At 56.2% G+C, this 24,102-nt stretch carries 21 protein-coding genes and 1 other RNA gene; 11 read left to right on the top strand and 11 right to left on the bottom strand.

Going from position 1 to position 24,102, the window contains the following annotated elements; genetic code table 11:
• The first annotated feature begins 6 nt into the window (after positions 1-6).
• The 4 genes from KHU29_RS15635 to KHU29_RS15620 all read left to right on the top strand — a co-directional run bounded on the left by KHU29_RS15635 (position 7) and on the right by KHU29_RS15620 (position 6,734).
• Complete coding sequence (locus tag KHU29_RS15635) at positions 7-1,230, top strand: efflux RND transporter periplasmic adaptor subunit (protein ID WP_211453689.1); 1,224 nt, start codon at positions 7-9, stop codon at positions 1,228-1,230.
• Entirely contained in the window at positions 1,227-4,421 is a 3,195-nt protein-coding gene (locus tag KHU29_RS15630) for an efflux RND transporter permease subunit (RefSeq protein ID WP_211453688.1), read from the top strand. Before KHU29_RS15635 ends, KHU29_RS15630 begins: the two co-directional genes overlap by 4 nt.
• A 196-nt stretch (positions 4,422-4,617) precedes the next feature.
• Positions 4,618-5,340 carry a heavy metal response regulator transcription factor gene (locus KHU29_RS15625; RefSeq protein WP_211453687.1) on the top strand — a complete coding sequence of 241 codons (723 nt, stop codon included), beginning with the start codon at positions 4,618-4,620 and terminating at the stop codon, positions 5,338-5,340.
• On the top strand, positions 5,337-6,734 hold the full coding sequence (locus KHU29_RS15620; protein ID WP_211453686.1) for a heavy metal sensor histidine kinase: 1,398 nt from the start codon (positions 5,337-5,339) through the stop codon (positions 6,732-6,734). Before KHU29_RS15625 ends, KHU29_RS15620 begins: the two co-directional genes overlap by 4 nt.
• A 114-nt stretch (positions 6,735-6,848) precedes the next feature.
• Here the strand turns inward: KHU29_RS15620 and ffs are convergent.
• An RNA gene (gene ffs, locus KHU29_RS15615) (signal recognition particle sRNA small type) lies at positions 6,849-6,947 on the bottom strand.
• Between the two features lie 82 nt (positions 6,948-7,029).
• Complete coding sequence (gene ubiD / locus KHU29_RS15610; protein WP_211453685.1) at positions 7,030-8,514, bottom strand: 4-hydroxy-3-polyprenylbenzoate decarboxylase; 1,485 nt, start codon at positions 8,512-8,514, stop codon at positions 7,030-7,032.
• Between the two features lie 493 nt (positions 8,515-9,007).
• Here ubiD and KHU29_RS15605 point away from each other — a divergent pair, with 493 nt between their 5' ends.
• From KHU29_RS15605 to KHU29_RS15595, 3 genes are all read left to right on the top strand, one after another.
• Positions 9,008-10,084 carry a transglycosylase SLT domain-containing protein gene (locus KHU29_RS15605; protein ID WP_246542113.1) on the top strand — a complete coding sequence of 359 codons (1,077 nt, stop codon included), beginning with the start codon at positions 9,008-9,010 and terminating at the stop codon, positions 10,082-10,084.
• Between the two features lie 266 nt (positions 10,085-10,350).
• Complete coding sequence (locus KHU29_RS15600) at positions 10,351-11,034, top strand: ArnT family glycosyltransferase (protein ID WP_211453684.1); 684 nt, start codon at positions 10,351-10,353, stop codon at positions 11,032-11,034.
• 15 nt (positions 11,035-11,049) lie between these two features.
• A complete protein-coding gene (locus KHU29_RS15595) occupies positions 11,050-12,018 on the top strand; it encodes a hypothetical protein (RefSeq protein ID WP_211453683.1) in 969 nt (322 codons plus the stop codon).
• Between the two features lie 95 nt (positions 12,019-12,113).
• On the opposite strand, the gene KHU29_RS15590 is transcribed toward KHU29_RS15595, so the two are convergent.
• The 6 genes from KHU29_RS15590 to KHU29_RS15565 form a co-directional block, all read right to left on the bottom strand.
• Complete coding sequence (locus tag KHU29_RS15590) at positions 12,114-12,836, bottom strand: ABC transporter ATP-binding protein (RefSeq protein ID WP_211453682.1); 723 nt, start codon at positions 12,834-12,836, stop codon at positions 12,114-12,116.
• A complete protein-coding gene (locus KHU29_RS15585) occupies positions 12,836-13,606 on the bottom strand; it encodes an ABC transporter ATP-binding protein (RefSeq protein WP_211453681.1) in 771 nt (256 codons plus the stop codon). Before KHU29_RS15585 ends, KHU29_RS15590 begins: the two co-directional genes overlap by 1 nt.
• 9 nt (positions 13,607-13,615) lie before the next feature.
• Positions 13,616-14,830 carry an ABC transporter permease subunit gene (locus KHU29_RS15580; protein ID WP_211453680.1) on the bottom strand — a complete coding sequence of 405 codons (1,215 nt, stop codon included), beginning with the start codon at positions 14,828-14,830 and terminating at the stop codon, positions 13,616-13,618.
• Positions 14,831-14,844: 14 nt separating this feature from the next.
• Positions 14,845-15,774, bottom strand: coding sequence for a branched-chain amino acid ABC transporter permease (locus tag KHU29_RS15575; RefSeq protein WP_211453679.1), 930 nt, complete (start codon positions 15,772-15,774; stop codon positions 14,845-14,847).
• A 677-nt stretch (positions 15,775-16,451) separates the two neighbouring features.
• A complete protein-coding gene (ispH, locus tag KHU29_RS15570; RefSeq protein ID WP_211453678.1) occupies positions 16,452-17,384 on the bottom strand; it encodes a 4-hydroxy-3-methylbut-2-enyl diphosphate reductase in 933 nt (310 codons plus the stop codon).
• Positions 17,385-17,417: 33 nt separating this feature from the next.
• On the bottom strand, positions 17,418-17,873 hold the full coding sequence (locus KHU29_RS15565; RefSeq protein ID WP_211453677.1) for an FKBP-type peptidyl-prolyl cis-trans isomerase: 456 nt from the start codon (positions 17,871-17,873) through the stop codon (positions 17,418-17,420).
• Positions 17,874-17,985: 112 nt separating this feature from the next.
• Here KHU29_RS15565 and radC point away from each other — a divergent pair, with 112 nt between their 5' ends.
• From radC to rpmG, 3 genes are all read left to right on the top strand, one after another.
• Positions 17,986-18,660: a RadC family protein gene (gene radC / locus KHU29_RS15560; protein ID WP_211453676.1), complete on the top strand. Its 675-nt coding sequence runs from the start codon at positions 17,986-17,988 to the stop codon at positions 18,658-18,660.
• 134 nt (positions 18,661-18,794) lie between these two features.
• A complete protein-coding gene (gene rpmB / locus KHU29_RS15555; RefSeq protein ID WP_014005219.1) occupies positions 18,795-19,031 on the top strand; it encodes a 50S ribosomal protein L28 in 237 nt (78 codons plus the stop codon).
• Positions 19,032-19,053: 22 nt separating this feature from the next.
• Positions 19,054-19,221, top strand: coding sequence for a 50S ribosomal protein L33 (rpmG, locus tag KHU29_RS15550; RefSeq protein WP_009667251.1), 168 nt, complete (start codon positions 19,054-19,056; stop codon positions 19,219-19,221).
• A 91-nt stretch (positions 19,222-19,312) separates the two neighbouring features.
• On the opposite strand, the gene KHU29_RS15545 is transcribed toward rpmG, so the two are convergent.
• Positions 19,313-20,302 (bottom strand): quinone oxidoreductase family protein, encoded by a 990-nt coding sequence (locus tag KHU29_RS15545; protein WP_246542110.1) that lies wholly within the window; start codon positions 20,300-20,302, stop codon positions 19,313-19,315.
• A 103-nt stretch (positions 20,303-20,405) separates the two neighbouring features.
• Here KHU29_RS15545 and KHU29_RS15540 point away from each other — a divergent pair, with 103 nt between their 5' ends.
• On the top strand, positions 20,406-21,263 hold the full coding sequence (locus KHU29_RS15540) for a LysR family transcriptional regulator (protein WP_211453675.1): 858 nt from the start codon (positions 20,406-20,408) through the stop codon (positions 21,261-21,263).
• A gap of 72 nt (positions 21,264-21,335) precedes the next feature.
• On the opposite strand, the gene KHU29_RS15535 is transcribed toward KHU29_RS15540, so the two are convergent.
• Complete coding sequence (locus KHU29_RS15535; protein ID WP_425514481.1) at positions 21,336-22,529, bottom strand: DesA family fatty acid desaturase; 1,194 nt, start codon at positions 22,527-22,529, stop codon at positions 21,336-21,338.
• A gap of 137 nt (positions 22,530-22,666) precedes the next feature.
• Complete coding sequence (locus tag KHU29_RS15530; protein WP_211453674.1) at positions 22,667-24,067, bottom strand: mechanosensitive ion channel family protein; 1,401 nt, start codon at positions 24,065-24,067, stop codon at positions 22,667-22,669.
• Positions 24,068-24,102: the final 35 nt, after the last annotated feature.

The raw sequence follows: 24,102 nt of genomic DNA, 5'->3' as shown, positions 1-24,102 counted from the left end.
GATACCATGACCACCACACTCTCCAAACCACGTTCAACGCTGCTGATTACCGCCGCGATACTGGTCCTGATCGGCGCCGCCGGCTGGGGCATCGTTCACAAGGCCGGCGCCGTCACCACGCCGGCCGCCACAGCCAACTCGGCCAATGCCGTATCTGTCACTACCGCAGCCGTCAAACAGCAAGATATGCCGATGTACCTGAACGGTGTCGGCACCGTCACCTCGAATGCCCGCGTCACTGTCAAGGCACGTATCGACGGCCAGCTGGACAAGGTCGGTTTTGTCGAAGGCCAGGACGTGAAAGCCGGCCAGCTGCTGGCACAAATCGATCCGCGCACCTTGCAGGCGCAACTGGACCAGGCGCTGGCGCAAAAAGCCAAGGATCAGGCACAACTGGCAAACTCCAGGCTTGATCTACAACGCTACACCACGCTGGTGCAACAGGATGCAGCGACCCAACAGACGCTCGACACTACCCGTGCGCAAGTCACGCAACTGCAAGCCGCCGTGCAGGCTGACGAAGCGCAGATCAACTACGCCAAGGTGCAACTCAGCTTTACCCGCATCCTGGCGCCGATCAGCGGCCGGGTCGGCGCGCGTCTGGTCGATCCAGGCAATATCATCCACGCTGCCGATGTCAACGGCCTGGTGGTGATCAATCAAATCGATCCGATTGCGGTCGTGTTTACACTGCCGGAGGAAACCTTCCAGAGCATCAACACAGCCTTGCGCGGGAGCCAGAAACCGCTGAGCGTGCAGACCTTCCCACGCGATAACTCCACCATGCTGGCCCAAGGCAATCTGACACTGCTGAATAACCAGATCGACACCAGCTCCGGTACGGTGCAATTGAAAGCCATTTTCCAGAATCCGTCGCATGTGTTGTGGCCAGGCCAGTATGTCAATGCAAGACTGGTGCTGGGCGACCGCAAACAAGCTTTAACGGTGCCGGCAGCTGCGGTGCAGCGGAGCCAGGATGGCGTCTACGTCTACGTTGTCGATGCCGATAACACGGTGAAGAATCAGCCGATTCAGCTAGCTAATATCCAGGACGGCATCGCCGTGATCGACAAGGGTTTGAGCCCGGGACAACGGGTGGTTGTCGACGGCCAGTACAAGCTTAAGCCTGGTATCAAGGTCACCGAAAACGGCGCCGCTGCGGGTAGTACCGGCAATACCGGAGGCACTGGCAAGGCACCTGCCCCGGCCGCCAAAGGGGCACGCAATTGAGCATCTCCGCGACCTTCATTAAACGCCCGATCGGCACCACGCTGCTCGCTATTGCGATGTTCCTGGTCGGCGCTGCGGTATGGCCGCTGTTGCCGGTGGCGCCGCTGCCGCAAGTCGATTTTCCGACGATCCAAGTCTCCGCCAACCTGCCCGGCGGTAATCCGGAAACCATGGCATCGAGTGTGGCACAGCCGCTGGAACGGCAATTCTCGCTGATAGCCGGCCTGTCGCAAATGACCTCGACCAGCTCGCTCGGCTCCACGCAAATTACGCTGCAGTTCGATCTCAACCGCAGCATCGACGCTGCCGCGCTGGATGTGCAGGCAGCAATCACTGCCGCCAGCGGCCAGCTGCCAGCCAACCTGCCGAACCCGCCGACATTCCGCAAAGTGAATCCGGCCGATTCGCCTATCCTGGTGATGTCGGTGCAATCGGACGCATTGCCGCTGATCCAGGTGAATGACTATGCCGATAACATTCTGGCGCAGCAGATTTCGCAGATTCCGGGCGTTGGCCTGGTCAACATCGGCGGCGTGCAGAAACCCTCGGTGCGGATCCAGGTGGATCCGACCAAACTAGCAGCGATCGGCATCAGCCTGGAAGATATTCGCGGCGTCATCGCCAGCTTGACCGTGAATCAGCCGAAAGGCACGGTAGATGGCGTCAAGCAAAGCTTCACTGTCTATACCAACGACCAGCTGCTGAGCGCGGCGCCATGGAATGACATGGTATTGGCGTACAAGAACGGCGCGCCGATCCGGGTGCGCGATATCGGTGTCGCCGTCGACGCCGCAGAGAACCTCAAGGTTGCCGGTTGGGCCTTTGCCGGCGCAGCTGCACCGGCCGGCAACACGATTACCAACGGCCGCTCGATCGTGCTGGCGGTCACCAAGCAACCTGGCGCCAATGTGATCGAAACCGTGGATCGCATCAAGGCAACCCTGCCGCGCCTGCAAGCAGCAATCCCGCCGACGGTGCACGTCAATACCTTGATCGACCGCACCCAGACCATTCGCGCCTCGGTGCTGGACGTGGAATTTACGCTGATGCTGACCATCGCACTGGTGGTGCTGGTGATCTTCCTGTTCCTGCGCAACATCCCGGCTACCTTGATCCCGAGCGTGACCGTGCCGTTGGCCCTGCTCGGCACCGCCGCTGTCATGTATCTGCTGGGTTTCAGTCTCGATAATTTGTCGTTGATGGCGCTGACTATCGCGGTCGGTTTCGTGGTCGACGATGCGATCGTGATGCTGGAAAATATCTATCGCTATGTCGAAGAAGGCATGGCGCCGATGGAGGCCGCCTACAAGGGTGCGGGAGAAATCGCCTTTACAATTATTTCGATCTCGGTTTCGCTGGTTGCAGTGTTTATTCCGCTGCTGCTGATGGGCGGCATCGTCGGCCGTCTGTTCCGTGAATTTGCTATCACCGTGACGCTGACGATTGCGGTATCGGTCGTCATTTCGCTGACGCTGACGCCGATGCTGTGCTCGCGTTTCCTGAAGCCGCATGCGGCAGAATCGCATGGCCGCATGTATCAGATGTTCGAACGCGGCTTCGATGCCATGCTTAATGGCTACAAGCGCGGCCTGCATGTCGTGTTGCGCCATCAGTTCATTACCCTGATGGTGTTCTTCGCCACCATGGCCGCTACCGTAGTGCTGTTCATCGTGATCCCGAAGGGCTTCTTTCCGCAGCAAGATACCGGCTTCGTTTACGGCTTTGCCGAATCGGGGCAGGATTCGTCCTTCGCTTCGATGAACAAACGCATGCTGGCGCTGGCCGATGTGGTGCGCAAGGATCCGGATGTTACCGGCTTCGGCATGAGCGGCGGCTTCAGCACACTCAATACGGGTAATTTTTTCATCAGCCTGAAACCGAAAGATGAAGGACGCACCGCCAGCGCCGATGAGGTGATTGCACGCTTGCGGCCGCAACTGGCCAAGGTGCAAGGGGTCAACTTGTTCCTGCAAGCGGGCCAGGATATCAACGTCGGCGGCCGTTTGTCGCGCACCCAATACCAGTACACGGTAACCGACTCGAACCTGGACGAACTGAACGTCTGGGCGCCGAAACTGCTGAACCGCTTCCGTCAATTGCCGGAATTGACCGACCTCGCTTCCGACCAGCAAAACGCAGCTGCGGCGGCCAACCTGACGATCGACCGGGCACGTGCTTCCAGCTTCGGGATTTCACCGGCACTGATAGATTCCACCATTTACGATGCCATCGGCCAGCGCCAGGTCGCCCAGTATTTCACACAGATCAACAGCTATCACGTGATCCTGGAAGTGACGCCCAAGCTGCAGCAAGATCCCGATCTGTTCAGCAAAATCTACCTGACCTCGCCGATCACCGGCCAGCAGGTGCCGCTGTCGACCTTTGTCAGCATCGATACCAGCAAGACATCCTATCTCTCGATCAGCCACCAAGGCCAGTTCCCGGCGGTGACGATTTCCTTTAACCTGGCGCCGAATGTGTCGCTCGGCGAAGCGGTTACGGCGATCCAGAAAGCGCAGCACGAGATGGGCGTGCCTGCGACCTTGACGGGTGCGTTCCAGGGGACCGCCAAGGCGTTTGGCGATTCGCTGTCGTCGCAGCCCTATCTGATTGCCGCAGCGCTGGTCGCGGTGTATATCGTGCTCGGTTTGCTGTATGAAAGTTATATCCATCCGCTGACGATCTTGTCGACCTTGCCTTCGGCCGGCGTCGGCGCCCTGCTGATTCTGATGATGGGCGGTTATGATCTCAGCGTGATTGCACTGATCGGCATCATCCTGCTGATCGGTATCGTCAAGAAAAACGGCATCATGATGATCGACTTTGCGCTGACTGCGGAACGCGAGAAAAGCATGAAACCGGAAGAGGCGATTTACCAGGCTTGCCTGCTGCGTTTCCGGCCGATCATGATGACGACCATGTGCGCACTGCTGAGCGGTTTGCCGCTGATGCTGGGCCACGGCGCCGGCTCGGAATTGCGGCGTCCGCTGGGTTATGCGATGGTGGGCGGCCTGGTATTGTCGCAGGCGCTGACCTTGTTCACGACGCCGGTTGTGTATTTGTATCTGGACCGGGCCCACTATTGGTATATGAGCCGCAAGGAAGCGCGGCGGGCACGGAAGGAAGCCAAAACAATCAACGCCGGTATTGCTGCTGATATCGGGGTGTCAAGCGTGATAGATTCGAAGTAATGCGTCGAAGTAATGCGCCGAAGTAATGCGCCGAAGTAATGCGCCGAAGTAATGCGCCGAAGTAGTCCGCCGCAGTAATGCGTCAAAATGATGTACCAAAACAACGTATCGACATAATGAAAATAGTAAAACGTCTTCCTGCATATCGGCTGATTCTTACCAATATGCAGGAGACTAGCCAGGAGACAGGCCGCACATGAAAATCCTGATCGTCGAAGATGAACAGAAAACGGCCGACTACCTTTGCAAGGGGTTGACCGAGCAGGGTTGCGCTGTCGATGTCGCCCATAACGGCGTCGACGGCCAGCACCTGGCTTTGCAGCATGACTACGACGTCATCGTGCTCGACGTCATGCTGCCCGGCATAGACGGCTTTGCAGTGTTGCACGCCCTGCGCGAAATCAAGCAAACCCCGGTCATCATGCTGACCGCGCGCGACCGGGTGGAAGATCGCATCAAGGGTCTGCAAGGCGGCGCCGACGATTATCTGGTCAAGCCGTTTTCCTTTCTCGAATTGCTGGCGCGACTGCAAGCGCTGACACGGCGTGGCCGCGCCTTGGAGCCTGCACAATTGCGCATTGCCGATCTGCAGATCGACCTGATCAGCCGCAAAGCTTATCGCGCCAATGTCCGTATCGACCTCACCGCCAAGGAGTTTTCGTTGCTGGCGGTACTGGCGCGGCGCCAGGGTGAAATCCTGTCCAAGACGGCCATCGCCGAACTGGTGTGGGATATGAATTTCGATAGCAACACCAACGTCGTCGAAGTCGCCATCAAACGCCTGCGCGCCAAGATCGATACGCCGTTCAGCCCCAAGTTGCTGCATACGATACGGGGCATGGGTTATGTTTTGGAACCACGGGAACCGCGAGAACCGCATGAACCGCAGGAACCGCGCACGCAAGAAAGTAGCGAATGAAGCGTTCGATCACCGTCCGCCTGGTGGCGATGTTTGCCTTGGCCGCGCTACTGATTTTTTCATTGATCGGCAGCGCGCTGTATGGCGTGCTGCGGCGTGAACTGGCGCGCCATCAGCAAGACGAGCTCAACACGCGCTATCTGGACACCAGCTACATGATCGGCCACAACGGCGACCCCGCGCGGTGGCCGCGGGTTCAGGCCAAGCTGGATACCCTGTCGCCAGCCGATGGCAGCATCCGTTACTGGGTGCTGAGCGACGATGCGCGTTTTCAATACGGCAAAGGACTGGCTGAAATCGAGCAACTGGACCGCAATCCGAACGGCATGGGCGTCATGACGCTGCATGGCCGCGAGTATCCGCTGCATACGATGATCGGCACCATCGCGCCATTCCAGGATCGGCCTGCGGTGCGCCTGATCGTGGCGGTCGATGCCGCACCTTACATGCATACACTGCATGCCTTCATGACGGCACTGGTCGGCCTGTCTCTGCTGGGTGTGCTGCTGGTCATGGTGCTGGGGTACTGGATCGCACAGGTCGGCTTGCGGCCGCTGAAGCAACTGTCTAGCGCCGCGCAATCGCTCGGGCCCAAAACTTTATCGCAGCGTTTGCAAATTTCACCGTTGCCGGGCGAATTGTCGGATTTGACGATTGCCTTCAACGGCGCCCTGGAGCGTATGGAAGGCGCTTACAACCAGCTCGAAGCCTTCAACGCCGACGTCGCGCATGAACTGCGGACACCTCTGGCAAACCTGATCGGCGAAACCCAGGTGGCGTTGTCACGGCAACGCACCGCGCCGCAATTCGAGGAAGTGCTGCAGTCGAACCTGGAGGAACTGGAGCGCTTGCGTTCGATCATCAACGACATGCTGTTCCTGGCCCGCGCCGATCAGGGCGAAGCCGCCACCAGCCTGGTGCGCACCTCGATTGCGTCGGAAATCGACAAGACCGTGGAGTTCTTTGAATTCGTCCTGGATGATTTGAAAATGGCGGTCACGGTGGGGGGCGATATCAACGCCGAAGCATCTATCGAAACGTCGTTGTTCAAGCGTGCCATGAGCAACCTGCTGCATAACGCGATTCAGCATTCCGACCCTGGCGCCGCAATTGCGGTCAACATCACGCAGCAGCCTGCGGCTATCCAGATTGCTGTTTCGAATCCCGGCAAACCGATCGCCCAGAATCACTTGCCGCGTCTGTTCGATCGCTTCTATCGGGTCGATGCCGCGCGCAACGACACCAATCAAAGCCAGCTGCACGGCCACGGCCTGGGGCTGGCAATCGTCAAGGCGATAGCCAAGATGCATGGCGGTGGTGTATTTGCCAACAGCGTGGACGGCATGACAACGATAGGCTTCAGCATTCCTGCCGGCGATGCGATCGCGCGGTGAGATAGCTTGCCGGCTTGTATAGATGGTTACGCTAGACGGATAAGGTGGTGTTGCGAGGGTGTAAAGCGGACGTGGGGTGAGAGTGGTGCGTAAGATAGTAATAATACAAAGGATAGAGGCGAGCCTTGTCTGCGGCACTTGCAGGAAATGGCTGTGGCTGCTTCGTTCCCGACCTGACCAGGTTGACCACGCCACAATGCGCAGGGGCCCGCCGGGGTGAATTGTACCGCATTGCGGCATTGCTGGCAGCGCTTTTTTCATCTTTGCTGCCAGTTTATGCCTTACAAGCCTCGCTTCACAATCCCAACTCCTGCCAGATCTGATCCACGCGCGCCTTCACCTCATCCGTCATGCTGATTGTGGTTCCCCACTCGCGGCTGGTTTCACCCGGCCATTTATTGGTGGCGTCGATCCCCATCTTGCTGCCCAGACCACTGACAGGCGAAGCGAAATCGAGATAATCGATGGGGGTGTTATCGACCAGGGTGGTGTCGCGGATCGGATCGACTCTGGTGGTGATGGCCCAGATGACTTCGTTCCAGTCACGGATATTGACGTCCTCGTCGACCACCACGATGAACTTGGTGTACATGAACTGGCGCAGGAAGCTCCAGACGCCGAACATCACCCGCTTGGCATGGCCGGCATACGCCTTCTTCATCTGCACCACCGCCATGCGGTAACTACAGCCTTCGGGCGGCAAATAGAAATCGGTAATTTCCGGAAACTGCTTTTGCAGCAAGGGAATGAACACCTCGTTCAACGCCACGCCAAGCACCGCAGGTTCATCCGGCGGCTTACCTGTATATGTAGAGTGATAGATCGGCGACTTTCGCATCGTGATGCGATCGATGGTGAACACCGGGAACCAGTCCTGCTCATTGTAATAGCCGGTGTGGTCGCCATACGGTCCTTCCAGCGCCATTTCATAGCCGGACGGATGGGAAGGGTCGGGATTGATGTGCCCTTCCAGCACGATCTCGGCTGAAGCCGGCACCCGCAACTCGCTGCCGATGGCTTTGACCAGCTCGGTGCGGCTGCCGCGCAGCAGGCCCGCAAACTGATATTCGGACAAGCTATCCGGCACCGGCGTCACTGCACCTAATATAGTGGCGGGATCGGCGCCCAGCGCTACCGCCACCGGGTACGGCTTGCCGCCGGTCGCGATCGCATGCTCGCGGAAGTCCAGCGCGCCGCCGCGATGCGCCAGCCAGCGCATGATTACCTTGTTACGGCCAAGCACCTGCTGGCGGTAGATGCCGAGATTCTGGCGTTTCTTGTGCGGTCCTTTGGTAATCACCAGGCCCCAGGTAATCAGCGGCGCCACATCGCCCGGCCAGCAATGCTGGATCGGCAACCTGGCCAGGTCGACGTCGTTGCCTTCCCAGACGATGTCCTGGCATGGCGCCGAACGGTGCTCCTTGGGCGCCATGTCCCACAACGATTTAACCAGGGCGCCGAGGCCGAGGATGTCTTTAAAACCCTTGGGCGGCTCCGGTTCTTTCAGCATTGCCAGCACGTGGCCGATGCGCCGCAATTCGCTGACGTCGTCGGCTCCCATGCCAAGCGCAACGCGCCGTGGCGTGCCGAATAAATTACCTAACACAGGTATCGAATGCCCGACCACATTTTCAAAAAGAAGCGCTGGTCCGGCTGCCCGCAAAGTGCGATCGCAGATTTCCGTCATCTCCAAATAGGTCGAAATCGGCGTCGAAACGCGTTTTAGCTCACCAATCTGTTCTAATTTGACAATAAAATCACGTAAATCTGAATATTTCATGGGTTTTACAATGTTTATCAATGTTAATTCGTCAATTAAGCCTTTTCGGCCAAGTGCTTGATTTTATTGGCTTGCGGCGGTAAACCGGTATAATCGTTATACATAAAAGTTATTGATATTGTTTTTCATAGTATTGACTTGATATAAACCGCCACCTACAATGCGCCCAGCTTGTAGAAGCCGCGTCGCCCAAAAAGCGATTTTTTGTCGGCTCTCAATTCTCACGGGATCGGGGTCCCAAATGACATTTTAAGGAGTGTTTTCAAAAGGCGTCAGCCTTCTCCCCCGAACAAGCTGTTTGCCCGTAGCCGGCACGCACTACTGCGGTCGATTGATCCAAAGCTACTTAAGCGCAAACAGCAACGACGTATTGGCACACCGCAGACCAAATGCGATGCCTTGCGATATTGATTACGGTACACGCAGCATTCGGTATATTTGCTCCAGCTTTACCAGGGAGCCTGCTTGCACCGCGACGATTCAGGAGGTTCAATTGTTAGCAAGATCTACCAGAGCACTACCTAGTTGGGCTAGGCTCGACTATGCAAAGAAATTCAGCAGTCAGTTCAGCAGTCAGTTCATTCACCGCGTGTTTTTCGCCCGCGACACCGTCGGCGGTTTCATCGCCACCACCCGCATTACCGTTTTGTTCAGCGGCTTGCTGGCCATCATCGGTTTCACCACCATGATGGTAAAACCGGACCTGGCATCCAAGCTTCAGAATTTGCCAGTGTTTGCCAGCAGCACCCCGCAAAACGTTGCGCCGCAAGCGCAAGCTGCAACCGCGCCGGCACCAGAACTTTCTGGCCAGGCCAGTACTGCACCTGCAGCAGCACCTACCGCACCTAAAGTGGCTGCCCTGACCGTACCGGCAGCAGACAACAATCACGTCCTGCGCATGGATGGCTTGTTGAACAAGGGTATCAAACAGATTGACAGCTCGCGTCAGCAGCAATGGGTCACCAACTGGTTGTCCAAGCGCTATCGCGTAGCGGGCGACGCCACCAACATGTTTGTGACGACAGCTTACAAGACAGCACGGGAAACCAAGCTTGACCCGCTGTTGATCCTGGCCGTGATGGCGATTGAATCCGGCCTGAACCCGTTTGCCGAAAGCCCGGTTGGAGCACAGGGCCTGATGCAAGTCATGTCGAAGGTGCACGAAGACAAGTTTGAAAATCTGGGCGGCATCAAGGCGGCCTTGAATCCGACTGCCAACATCAAGGTCGGCTCCATGATCCTGAAGGATTATGTCACCCAGGGCGGTTCGGTTGAAGCCGGCTTGAAGCGTTATGTCGGCGCCGCAGCTTTTGCCAATGATGGCGGTTATGGCTACAAGGTATTGGCTGAATATCGCCGCCTGCAAGATGTTGCCACCGGCAAGAACGTACCTTCGATCGGCTCCTCAGCGCCAATCGCAACACCGAAGCCGCGCCAGATACAGGCAGTTTCGCCAAGCGTTGCCGGCCAGGTACCGGCTGAAACCGCCGCAGCCGTCAATGCGCCGGGCGTAATCGAACACCGTATCCAGCAATCGGACAATCAGCTCAATGCGCTGCCGCTGACCTGATCCGTTCTCAACGGTTAGTTAAAAAAAGAGCCTACGGCTCTTTTTTTTCGCCCCGCTTCTCTGCAATTGAAGATTTGTTCCTGAGCACCCGCCTGCGCATTCTTCTGGCAGTGCGCCATGCACCTCGCCAATTTTACTGGAAAGCCGGACCTGCAGGGCTCCCCCACTCGTAAGACATATCTCGTAATATTGGAATACACCAGCTTTAGCCCGCTCAAGACAAGCAGCTGAGTTAGGGTGTATTGACATATGATTTGGGAGATGCGATGAAAAATCCCCGACAAAGGATCAAGGTGCATATTCCATTGTGCTTGATCTGGACGAGCGCTGCGGGATTCGCATTGGCCGGCCTCGGCAGTTTCGGCATCCTCGATAACAACGAGGGCTTGTATGCAGATATATCCCGCGAAATGTTAGTCTCGCGCGATTGGCACATCTGGATGATCCCCCATCTGAACAGCCTGCCGTATATGGAGAAACCGCCTCTATTGTATTGGCTGACGGCGCTATCCTTTGTCATTTTTGGCGTATCGGAATGGTCTTCCAGACTGGTCCCCGCCTTATCGTCGTTGGCCTGCGTCGCCATGCTGCTGCAATTCGGCCGGATTGTCGGGCGACCGCGCGCCGGCCGTCTGGCGGCGTTGATGTTTGCCAGCAGTATCGGCGTGATCGCGATGTCTCGGCTGTTAATGTTTGACATGTTACTGACGGCTTTGCTGACCGCGGCGCTGATGTACGCCTATCGCCATCTGCATGACGGCAAGACTAAATGGCTGCGCCTGTCCTATGCTTGCCTGGCGCTGGCTTCACTCGCCAAAGGATCGGTCGCACTTGTCTTGTTCGGCCTGATCGTACTCAGTTTTATACTTGTTAATCGCCGCCTGCGCGAATGGCGCACATGGTTCGATCCCTTTGCGATGCTGATTTTTTTTGCGATCGCCGCGCCCTGACATGTGATAGCGGGCTTGATCGACCCAGCTTATTCCTGGCTGTATTTTTATAACGAGCATGTCTTGCGCTTTCTGGGAAAGCGCGAGCCGCGAGACTATTATTCCGGCCCCTGGTGGTATTACCTGCCCCGCATGCTGGCTTATCTTTTCCCGTGGTCGGCCTTGCTGTCGGGTATATATTTTTCTGCGCGGCAGCCGCTTCGCACCAGGCATCCCTCATTACAACGATTCTTGTGGCTGGCGTGGCTGCTGCCGCTGCTGTTCTTTTCATTGTCCAGCGCAAAAGCCAACTATTACCTCATCGTCGCAGTGCCATTTGCGGCCTTTCATCTGGCAACCGTGCTCGAGAACCGCAGATTCCTGCGCGGGATCGGTGGCGCCGTCCCGGGCCTGTTAATCGCCGGTTGCGCTGCCGCCCTATACATTCGGGTAGCGACCGGCGCTGAAAATATGCATCCGGAAGTTGCTATCCTGGGACTGGAAATACCGGCGTTCGCGCTTGTAGTTCTAGCTGGGCTGGCGGTAATGGCGCTAGGGTCGGCATATTGCGCCTGGCGTAATCCCGGAGTCGGAATCTTGGCATACCTGGTTTTACCGGCGTGGCTCACGGCGGGATTGATGGTGACCATGCAGGAAATCGAACCGCTGGTCTCGACCCGTGCCTTGGCTACGCATATTCAAAAAAATTTACCGGATAGAGAGATATATCTGTATCGGGATTTTGAAGCAGTGTCGTCACTCGGTTTATATCTGAACAAACCTCTCGTAGTGGTCGACTCGCACAGTAACGATCTATTCTGGGGTAACCGCTTGCGCACGAATAGCATCATCATTTCCGCAGATCAATTCAATGCACAGTTACCAGGAAAACCTGTTGCGATTGTAGTCACTGACCGGCAGCTCAAGAGCTTTCGGGAAAGCATCTTCTTTCAACATTTCAAAACAGCGACGCGGATAGGCGAGACATCCGTATTCGTCAATTAACATCCGCCGTCAAACAAGAAACCCCGCCACAACCGGAGCGCAGGCTCGTATTGTGACGGGGTTTAAAGCACTACAGAAAGCGCTACATTCTTCGGTTACTCACCCAGATAAGCAGCCTTGACCTTAGGATCGTCGAGCATATCCCTGGCGTTGCCGCTCATCGTCACCAGTCCCGAATCCATCACATAGGCGCGATGCGCAGCTTCCAAAGCCAGCTTGGCGTTCTGCTCGACCAGCAGGATCGTGATCCCTTGCGCGGAAACGTTACGGATGACTTCGAAGATCTTTTCCACCATGATCGGCGACAAACCCATCGACGGCTCATCCAGCAGCAACAGCTTTGGATGGCTCATCAACGCACGCGCCATCGCCAGCATCTGCTGCTCGCCGCCCGACAAGGTGCCGGCCATTTGCGCGGCGCGCTCTTTCAAGCGCGGAAATACGCCAAACCACTTGTCGATGTCGGCCGCAATACCGGCCTTGTCGTCACGGGTATAAGCGCCCATCAGCAAATTCTCCTGGATGCTCATGCGCGTGAACACACCGCGCCCTTCCGGCACCATGGCCAGTTTTTGCTTGACCAGGCTAAACGAAGTAGTGCCTTTGGTGTGCTCTCCCAGGTAATGCATCTCGCCTTCCACCTTACACAGCGGTAAAGTGCCGGTGATCGCTTTTAGCGTAGTGGTCTTGCCGGCGCCGTTAGCGCCGATCAGCGTTACCAGTTCGCCTTCGTTGACTTCCAGGTTAATGCCTTTGACGGCCTGGATGCCGCCGTAAGCGACTTTCAGGTTGCTAACCTGCAGAATATTGTTTGCCATTAGTGACCACCTCCCAGATAGGCTTCAATCACCGCCGTGTTTTTCTGGATTTCAGCCGGCAATCCCTCTGCAATCGGCTTGCCGTAATCAAGTACCGTCAGACGGTCGCACAAGCCCATCATCAGCTTGACATCATGTTCGATCAGCAAAATGGTCTTTCCTTCATTCTTGATTTTAACCAGCAGCTCACGCAGGGCCAGTTTTTCGGTGGCGTTCATGCCGGCAGCAGGCTCGTCCAATGCCAGCAATTGCGGATCGGTAGCCAGCGCCCGGGCGATTTCCAGGCGGCGTTGATCGCCATACGACAAGTGGCGCGCAGTGCGCTCGCCAAAGCGGCCGATGCCGACGAAATCCAGCAGTTCCTGCGAACGCTTGCGAATGGCCAGCTCTTCCAAGCGGGCAGCTTTGTGCCGGAACACGGCGCCGAACACGCCTTGATGGGTGCGCACATGGCAACCCACCATGACGTTTTCCAGCACGGTCATCTCGCCAAACAGGCGGATATTCTGGAAAGTACGGGCAATACCGGCCTTGGCGACTTCGTGCGGCGCCGAAGGCGAATAAGGTTTGCCGGCCAGCTCGAAGGAGCCGGTATCGGCCTGGTACAAACCTGTAATCACGTTGAAGAAAGTGGTCTTGCCGGCGCCGTTAGGACCGATCAGACCGTAGATCTGGCCTTGCAGGATCTTGATATTCACTTCCGCTAATGCTTGCAAACCGCCAAATCGTTTATTGACGCCGGAGATATTCAAAATAATTGGTGCGCTCATGAGATCTCCTTAAGCCTCTACCACGCCGGTCGCCAGCGTAGGTTTATCGATATCGGCATCCGGCCGGTCTTCGTGCTTGGGCGCAGGCCACAAGCCGGCTGGGCGAGTCAGCATGATACCCACCATCGCCAGGCCGTACAGCAACTGGCGCAGGACTTCCGCATCAATCAGTACCTTGCCGAAAATAGCCATCTGCATCGGTTCCACGGTGTGCCGCAGCACTTCCGGCAATGCGGCCAGCAGTACTCCGCCAAGCACCACTCCGGGGATATGCCCCATACCGCCCAGCACCACCATCGCCAGGACTGCAATCGATTCAGTCAGCGAAAAAGATTCCGGCGATACGAAGCCCTGGAACGATGCGAACATGGCGCCGGCCACACCGCCGAACGAGGCGCCCATGGAGAACGCCAGCAACTTCATGTTGCGGGTGTTGATGCCCATCGCCTTGGCGGCAATTTCGTCTTCGCGAATCGCCACCCAGGCACGGCCCAGGCGCGAATTCTGCAAACGTAGAGAGATGAAAATGATCGCAATGCACAGCACCAGGAACAGGAAATAGTAGGCATTCACGGATGGCATGCCAAAGCTGCCGAAATAAACCGTAGCATTGGAACCACGCTCGCCAGCCAGCGATACCCCGAAAATGCGAATCGGATCAATCAGATTGATACCTTGCGGACCATTGGTGATATTCACCGGTGCATTCAGGTTATTCACAAAAATCCGGATGATTTCACCAAAGCCGAGCGTCACGATGGCCAGATAGTCGCCACGCAGCTTCAGCGTCGGCGCACCCAGAATCGCACCGAACATACCGGCCAGTGCAGCTCCCAACGGCACAATCACCCATAACGACAGATGAATGCCGTTCTGGACGATTTCCGGACCGTACAACTTGACCAGGAAATCGCCGACGACCGGATAGGTATTGACGAACGATTCCAGCACCGATGCAAACTGCGGCGATGCCAGCAAACCGGTCATATAGGCGCCGATTGCGTAGAACGCGATGTAGCCGAGATCAAGCAGGCCGGCGAAACCGACCACGATGTTCAGCCCCAGCGCCAGCATGATGTACAACAGCGCGAAGTCCATGATACGTACCCAGGAGTTACCGAAATTGGCGGCAACAAAAGGGAATATCACGAGCAGGATGCCGAGGGCCGCCAAGCTGGTATACGCTTTGGTCGGGTTCTTTTTAGTATCGAAAAAATGAGCCATGTGTCCTCCTCGGATTAAGCGCGATCGGCGACACGTTCGCCCATGATGCCGGACGGCCGCAGCGTCAGTACGATGATCAGTACCACGAAGGCGAAAATATCCTGGTAATTACTACCGAGGAAATTGCCGGTCAGGTCGCCGATATAACCGGCGCCAAGACTCTCGATCAGGCCCAGCAAGATACCCCCCAGCATGGCGCCGTAGATATTGCCGATACCGCCCAGCACCGCGGCGGAGAACGCTTTCAAGCCGGGCACGAAACCCATGGCGAACTGCGCGGAGGAGTAGTTCGCGCCCCACATCACGCCGGCAACGGCAGCCAGCGCGGCGCCGATGGCGAAGGTCATGACGATGACGCGATTGGAATCGACCCCCATCAGGCCGGCGACCCGCGGATTTTCCGCGGTAGCGCGCATGGCGCGGCCCATCTTGGTTTTTTCAACCAGCATCACCAGGCCGAACATCGACGCGGCGGCCAGCACCAGCAGCATGATCTGCGTCGGCGAGATCAAGGCGCCGAAGATATGCACGGGATCGGACGGCATGACTTGCGGCACCGCCAACGGGCTGCGGCCCCAGATCATCATGGCAAACGTCTGCAACAGGATCGAAACGCCGATCGCAGTGATCAGAGGCGCCAGTCGCGGCGCATTACGCAGCGGCCGGTAGGCGACCCGTTCAATGATCAGGCTGACGATGACGCAGACAGGAATCGCGCCGATGATGGCAATCACCAGCTGGACAATCCCGGGCAGGTCCGGGGCAACATGCTGCAGCAGCTTGAGGATCGACAGGCCAACCATGGCCCCGATCATCAAGATGTCGCCGTGGGCGAAGTTAATCAGGTTCAACACGCCGTATACCATCGTATAACCGAGGGCGATCAACGCATACATGCTTCCCAGCACCAAGCCGTTGATAATTTGTTGGATAAAGATATCCATAATTTCCTTGTTCTATGTGTGTTTTGGTTCAAATCGGTCAGAACACTATTGCGACCATAGGTAGCACAGCAAAAATCATTCCCGATACAAAAACGGCACCCGGGATCAAGTCCTAGTGCCGTTGGGAGACGCCCATCCGCTCCTCTGGAGGAAAGCTGGAAAGATAATTTGGCCATGCGTGAACAGCCGGAATAAGTGAAATGACCTGGGTACACATACTTGTTTGTCTCCTATACGTCTTCTATACGTCTTTTATAAAAACGTTTTTTATCTTAAGTGTCTTGCATCGAAGGCAATGCACCATGACTGTGCGGATCATCACTAACGTTGAGCGATAAACAACTCTGACAGTACTGCAATATTACCCTTCTGGCCGCGGTTCGCACAGGGTTTTACAATCAAACCGCAGCGCCGCAATCATAGCGAGGAAAACAAAAAACTATCGATGGAAAAATAGAGCTTCTTCGAAATATAATTTCGCGCCAGAATGGGGCGGGAAAGCCGCGGCGGGCGACTTTGTCGAAGAAGTTTTGGCAGATGACAATCAGAATTGAGACAAAAATGAAATTGACGCAAAACAGCACTGCCAATCAGCATCGAGAGATGCGCATTGGCGGGCTGTTTGTTGATCGTTTGATGCGATTTATGCGATTTATTCCATTTATGCCATGTGCAGGTCAGGCGCGCGCCAGCCCCTTTGGCATAGGGAAAGTGACATTCTCTTCGGCGCCGTCCAGCGTCCGCACGTTCTTGGCGCCGTAGGCCTTCAAACGGTCTATCACGGCTTGCACCAGCACCTCGGGCGCCGACGCGCCGGCGGTGACGCCGATGCGGTTTTTGCCCTGCAGCCAGGCCTGGTCTATCTGCTCTGCATTGTCCACCATATAGGCGACGGTGCCCTTTTTCTCGGCCACTTCGCGCAAACGGTTGGAGTTCGAACTGTTCGGGCTGCCGACCACGATCACCACATCGACCTGCGGCGCCATGAACTTGACGGCCTGTTGGCGATTGGTGGTGGCGTAACAGATGTCGCCTTTCTTCGGTTCGGTAATCGCCGGAAATTTTTGCTTCAGGGCAGCGATCACATCAGCCGTATCGTCAACCGACAAGGTAGTCTGCGAGACATAGGCCAGCATCTCGGGATTCGCCACGTGCAGCTTATCGACATCGGCTACGGTCTCGACCAGGTGCATGCCGCCCTCGGTCTGGCCCATGGTGCCTTCGACTTCAGGGTGGCCCTCATGCCCGATCATGACTATTTCGCGCCCCTCGCGGCGCATCTTGGCGACTTCCATGTGCACCTTGGTCACCAGCGGACAAGTTGCATCGAATACTTTCAAGCCACGCACTTCGGCTTCTTCCTGTACCGCCTTGGAGACGCCGTGTGCAGAAAAAATCACGGTATTGCCGGCCGGGACATCCGCCAGCTCTTCAATGAAAATGGCGCCTTTATTGCGTAGGTCCGCCACCACGTAAGCGTTGTGGACAATCTCGTGACGTACATAAATCGGTGCGCCGAATTGTTCCAGCGCGCGCTCGACAATTTCAATCGCGCGGTCGACCCCGGCGCAAAAACCGCGCGGTTGTGCCAATAAAATCTCTTTATCCATATCCATTTCCTTCAACCGCAGACTACACGCTGTTTACAATATTCCAATGATTTTCACTTCAAACTTGAGCGACTGTCCGGCCAGAGGATGATTGAAATCGAATAAGGCGCCCTGCTCGTCTATTTCACGCAGCACACCGGCAAACCGGCCGCCACCCGGCGCCGCAAAGTCCACCAGGTCACCTATACGATACTCCTCTCCCAATTGAGAGTTCTCGCGCAATGTGGCGCGCGAGACGCGCTGGATCAGCTCGGGATTGCGCGGTCCGAAAGCTTGTTCCGGCGGCAGGTCGAAGGTTTGGTGCGCACCTTCCGGCAAGCCCAGCAAACAAGTTTCCAGAAACGGCGCTAGCTGGCCCATGCCGAACTGCAGCGTGGCTGGCGACTCCTTGAACGTGCTGACAATATCTTCCCCCTCTTGCGAGGCGAGGCGGTAGTGCAAGGTCAGATAGGAAGCTTCGGTAACGACAGGGAGAGACGAATTAGGCATGATTAAGCAAAAGCACCATTAACAAAAAATTAACCACTAAGCGGAAGATGATATTGTAAGCCACCTTGAGCCATAAGACGCGGCTGGCTATAAACCCAATCCTGATTACACCATGGCAATTACCGACTGGCCGGCAGATCAAAGACCACGCGAACGCCTGATTAAATTCGGCTCGCAAGCACTGTCCGATGCAGAACTGCTGGCTGTCTTTCTCAGAGTCGGCGCTGCCGGCAAAAGTGCAGTCGACCTGGGACGCGAGATGACTACCCATTTCGGCTCGCTGAATCGCCTGTTTTCCGCTCCGCTCAGCGATTTCTGTACCATCAACGGCCTCGGGCCGGCCAAATTCGCCCAACTGCAGGCCATATTGGAACTGGGCAGGCGCTCGCTGGTGGAAGAACTGCAAACCGGCAACAGTTTCGACGCCCCGGCCGCCGTCAAACAGTATCTGCAACTGTTGTTGACCAACAAACCTTATGAATCGTTTCTGGTACTGTTCCTGGATGTCAAAAATCGTCTGATCTGCGCTGAAGAATTATTCCGCGGCACCTTGACCCATGCCAGCGTTTATCCGCGGGAGGTGGTGAAAGCGGCATTGGCGCACAATGCCGCCAGCGTCATGCTGGCGCATAATCACCCGTCCGGGACACTGGAGCCCAGCGCCGCCGATCGTAAATTAACCCATACCTTAAAGCAGGCGCTGGACCTGATCGACGTCAGGGTGCTTGATCACTTCATCGTAGCCGGGACCCAGGTGCACTCGTTTGCGGAGCATGGCCAGCTGTAAACTCCCGATTTCAAATTGTTAAATCCGGAAAGGCGCAGAAGACACAATTGTTTTTCGCAAGTCATTGAAAAATCTCATTTTTTTATATATACTCACCTTTTTTCCAGTTTCGGAAATCTTTTAGGAGTAAAAACATGGCACGTGTCTGCCAAGTCACCGGGAAGGGGCCGATGGTCGGCAACAACGTTTCCCATGCAAACAACAAGACGAAACGTCGCTTTTTGCCTAACTTGCAAAATCGCCGCATTTTCGTTGAGTCTGAAAATCGCTGGGTCTCCCTGCGCTTGTCCAACGCCGGTCTGCGCGTAATCGACAAAATCGGCATTGATGCCGTGTTGACCGATTTGCGCGCTCGTGGCGAAAAAGTCTAACTAGCAGAATAAAGGAAGAATCATGGCGAAATCAGGCCGCGACAAAATCAAGCTGGAATCGACCGCAGGTACCGGTCATTTCTACACAACTACGAAAAACAAGCGTACAACCCCGGAAAAAATGTCGATCATGAAGTTCGACCCGAAGGTTCGTAAGCATGTTGAATACAAAGAGACCAAGATCAAGTAATTGATCCTGCTCTGCAAAAAAGCCCCGCAAGACATCAGTCTCGCGGGGCTTTTTTACGTCTGGCCCTTCCGTTAAACTCCTCGACCGGCCATCACGGGATCAGCAGCAGGCTGCCTGTGCTGCGGCCTGCCTCAAGATCGGCGTGTGCCCTGCCAGCTTCGGCCAGCGGATATTCACCGCCGATTTCAGCCACGACTCCGGCTTGCATCATGGCGATGAGTGCCGCGGATGCGACTGAATAAGTATGCTGGTCCGCCAGGTAAGCCATGATGCTGGGGCGAGCCAGCGACAGCGAGCGGCGAGGCCCCAACTCGCCGACGCTGATCGGCGCTATCGGGCCAGCCGCTTGCCCTATGCTGGCGACCGTACCGAATGGGCGCACGCATGCAAGTGTCTTCAGGAGCATGCTGCCGCCGATACCGTCAATCGCGAAATCGACGCCCTTGCCACCAGTCAGGGCGGCAACCTCGGCGACGATATCGGCATCGCGCCCGACGATGACATGATCGGCGCCGTATGTCTCGGCAATTTGCGCCTTTTCGGCAGATCCGGCAGTGCCGATCACTGTTGCACCAAGGTGCTTGGCCCAACGCACCAGCAGCGCACCCAAGCCACCGGCAGCAGCGTGGATGAGGATCGTGCTGCCTGCGCTGACCTGGTAAGTGCGAGTGAGCAGCATATGCGCAGTCAGCCCTCGCAGCATCGAGGCGGCGGCCAGGCGCGTGCTGATGTTCTCAGGCAAAAGAATCGCCCTTTCCTGTGGTAGCAAGCGCGTTGCAGCATAGGCGCCGACCGGCGCACCGGCATAAGCGATACGGTCGCCGATGGCGAGATGTTCGACGCCGTCCCCGATGGCGTCGATCGTTCCCGCACCTTCGACGCCAAGGACCGCTGGCAACGTTGCAAGCGGATAAAGGCCGGTGCGATGATATATGTCGATGAAGTTGACGCCAATTGCCTCGTGCCTGATACGCACTTCGCCCGGGCCCGGTAACTGCAATTGCGACTGGCAGGTAACGACTTCGAGTTGATCTGTGCCACCCACACCCGTCATTCTGACCATTTGATCGATTTTGTTCATCTTGTCCTCCATTAGAGCCTGTTAACAGTTGGGCTTATTTTGATTGATTGTGCTTTGTTTGAAAATTCCCTAATATTTATCATCTTATGTGCAAATTTTAACAATGGCTGACTGGGAAAATCTTCGGCATTTCGCTGCACTGGCGCAGGCTGGCACTTTATCCGGCGCAGCGCGACAGCTCCATGTCGAACATGCGACCATCGCGCGCCGCATTGCCGCGCTAGAAACCGAATTAAATCTCAAACTGGTAGATCGACGTGGCCGCAGATTGTCATTGACGGCGGATGGCGAACGCATTGCGGCTTTGGTCGAGCATATGGAGAAAGACGCGCAGGCGATTAACCGCGCAGCCGATGGCGCACGTTCGGAAGTTGCAGGGCATGTCACTATCAGCGCACCGCCAGCCTTAGCTGCGGCGATGCTGGCGCGACCACTTGTAGCCCTGCGCAAGCAACACCCCGGCCTCAACATCTGCATTCTCGGCGAAACACGCCAGGTCTCGCTGGAACGGCGCGAAGCCGACATAGCCATCCGCCTCAACCGGCCCACCGAAGGTGATTTCATTGTCGTAAAGCTCGCAGAACTTACATTTCGCCTGTATGCCAGCCCGGCATATCTCAACCAGACGCCACCGGAACACTGGGCCTACATTGGCTATGTCGCGAGCATGGATGCCGCGTCGCAGCAGGCTGCCCTTATCCGGCAAATGGCTGGTGGATCCCTTGGCTTTCGGGTGACAACTCTGGATATCCAGCACGCACTGGCGCGTGCTGGCGGTGGCGTAGCAATGCTGCCAACGTTCATGGCGGAGGATGATCCAGTCCTGGCTCCGGCGATACCGGATCAGCAGCCGGTGTCGCGAGATGCATGGCTGGTCTGGCATGCCGACTTGAAAGGCTCGGCCGCCATACGCGCCGTCGTCAAATCTATTCAGGAAGAATTCGGAAAAGCCTTTAAATAAATCTTGAAACAACTCGCCAGGCAAAAAAAACGGCCCAATTTACATGGGCCGTTTTCTTGAATTCATCCTGGTTCAGGAATAACTACGCAAACGCAGCGAGAAATCCTGCAACGACTTGATACCGGAAGCTTCGGCACGTGCGCACCAGTCCTGCAATTGATGCAGCAACTGATCGCGCGTGAAATGCGAACGCTCCCAGATTGCGCCCAGCTCAACCCGCATCTCGTGCATGGTTTGCAGCGCTTTGCTATGCAGGAACAACTCTGTCAGCTGCTGCTTTTGCGGCGCTTCCAGTTTGGTCGGCTCACGTTGCAACAATTTTTTCGACGACTTCAGGAAACCCGCTCCCAGCTTGGCCTTGTCGGTCAAATGGCTGCGTTCTTCGTGCCAGGCGCTCTTCAACGATTTTGCATACTTTGCCATGACGTCGTAACGATTGGCGATCACCGATTGCAGCGTATCCAGATCCGGCACCAGCTTGGCGTGGTTGAATTTCGGTGCAGGAGCTACTTTCTTGACCTTGGCCAAACCGCAGATTTCCAGAATCCGGATATACATCCAGCCGATGTCGAATTCATACCACTTCGACGACAATTTGGCCGAAGTGCCGAATGTGTGGTGGTTGTTGTGCAGCTCTTCGCCGCCGATGATGATACCGAACGGGATGATGTTGGTAGCGGCATCGTTACAGTCGTAGTTGCGATAGCCCCAATAGTGGCCGATGCCGTTGATGATGCCGGCAGCAGTAATCGGAATCCAGACCATTTGCACAGCCCAGACGCTGAGGCCGACCACGCCGAACAGCATGACGTCGACAAACAGCATCAACACAATGCCCCAGGCGCTGCGTTTGGTATAGACGTTTCTTTCGATCCAGTCGTCCGGTGTGCCATGGCCGAATTTTTCCATGGTTTCCAGGTTCTTCGATTCTGCGCGATACAGCTCCGCGCCTTCCCAGAATACTTTCTTGATGCCGCGCGTAACCGGGCTATGCGGATCTTCCTCGGTATCGCATTTTGCATGATGCTTGCGATGGATGGCTGCCCATTCCTTGGTGACCATGCCCGTCGTCAGCCACAGCCAGAAACGGAAAAAATGACTTGGAATGGCGTGCAGATCCAAGGCGCGATGGGCCTGGCCGCGATGCAGGAAAATAGTCACTGCAGCGATCGTGATGTGCGTCACGACCAGCGTGAACACGACCACTTGCCAGGCGCTTGCGCCTGTTACGCCATTCGACAGGAAATCGAGAATTGCATTGAACACTATGTGTACTCCATGTGTATAGATGATGCTACTACTTGCTTTACGGTGAGATACGGGTGAAATGTGAGTAAGATACCAGCACGTTGACGGGTAGTTACCGAACAGTTACCCGAATTTCGAGTGCAATTGTACCCTTATTATTCGCTCTTTCGAGGTTTTGGCGCATCTTGTTGGCCATCTAATTGCAAACCGTGTTGTGTATCGACCTTGAAGTTGCTATTTTGCAACATCACATTATCACCATCTTCGTCTGCCGTGGCTTGCACTATCTTGATATCTCGTTTCACCTGAGCAATCTTGATTTGACGGGCTTGCAACACCCGCCAGATTGCCCGGTTAACATCAGACAACACATTCAGGCGACCGTTCTCCGGATCCGTGATCCAGAATCCGACCTCTAGCTCTAGCCCATCCGGGCCTATCTTCAGAAGCAATGCTTGCGGCAAGGTTTCCTGCGAAACACGGTTAACCTCGACTACTGCTTGCTCTAACAACAACAATACACTTTCGACATCATCCCGATGTTCAATCATCACCTGTGTCGACAAACGCAGGATCCGGTTGGTCAGCGAATAGTTCTGCACCGAATTGATCATGAAAATTTCATTCGGCACCACCGTATCGATTCCGTCCAGCCCTTGCAACACGGTATAGCGGCTGTTGATCTGGACCACCTTGCCATAAAAGGTGCTGACGCCGACCATATCGCCGATCGCCAGGCTGCGTTCCAGCAAAATCACGAAGCCTGATACATAACTGCTGGCGATTTTCTGTAAACCAAGACCCAGCGCCACACCCAGTGCGCCGCCGAAGACCGATAACACAGTCAGATCGATGCCGACCAGCGACAAACTGACCAATACCGCGACCAGGATCAGGAAGGCACGCGCCATGCGCGCTACCACGGTGCGGATCGAGGAATGCATGGTGTTGACCCGCATCAGGCGCTCTTCCAGCGTAGCGCCGGCCCACAATGCGATCACCAGCGTCACCAGCACCGAGATCAGTGCTTGCAAGATTGCCAGCAGCGAAACCTGATAGCGGCCGATCGGCAGCACCGTGCTATCCAGGTAACCGAACAGATCCGGCCACCAGCCGGTGATATAGAGCAGCAAGCCGATCCAGACCAGCGCGCCGAAGCTTTTTTCAAACAACAGGAGGAAAGTGCCGACGCCGCTATTGCGCGCAAAAATCCGGCGCAGGACATAGAACACAAAACGCATCAGCGCCAGCGAAGCTACCAGCGGAACCATCAGCCGCATGACATTCACCGGCTGATGCCATTTTTGCAGGGCCAGCTTGACCAGCACCAGCAACAGCAAGGTAATGACGGGCGTCAAGACCTTGACGAAGCTGACCAGCCCGATCTGCATCGCCGGCGGCTGGGCGGGGTTGAGGTTGAAAGTACGGCGCAGCAGGCGGGCCAGCAACCAGCCCAGGCCGATACATGCCACCAGCAAACCGACTTGCGCCAGCAAACCCGGCGCCCGCAGGTTGCTCAGCAAGTCGTTCAACAGGTCATTGATGAAATCTGGCATCGTTTTGAATACAGCGTAACGTCCCGGCAGTCAGG

The sequence above is a fragment of the Collimonas antrihumi genome, from assembly GCF_018304965.1.
In the GTDB taxonomy this organism is placed as follows: Bacteria; Pseudomonadota; Gammaproteobacteria; order Burkholderiales; family Burkholderiaceae_D; genus Collimonas; species Collimonas antrihumi.
Note: the sequence above shows the minus strand (reverse complement) of the source record. Positions and strands in the feature narration are given on the sequence as shown.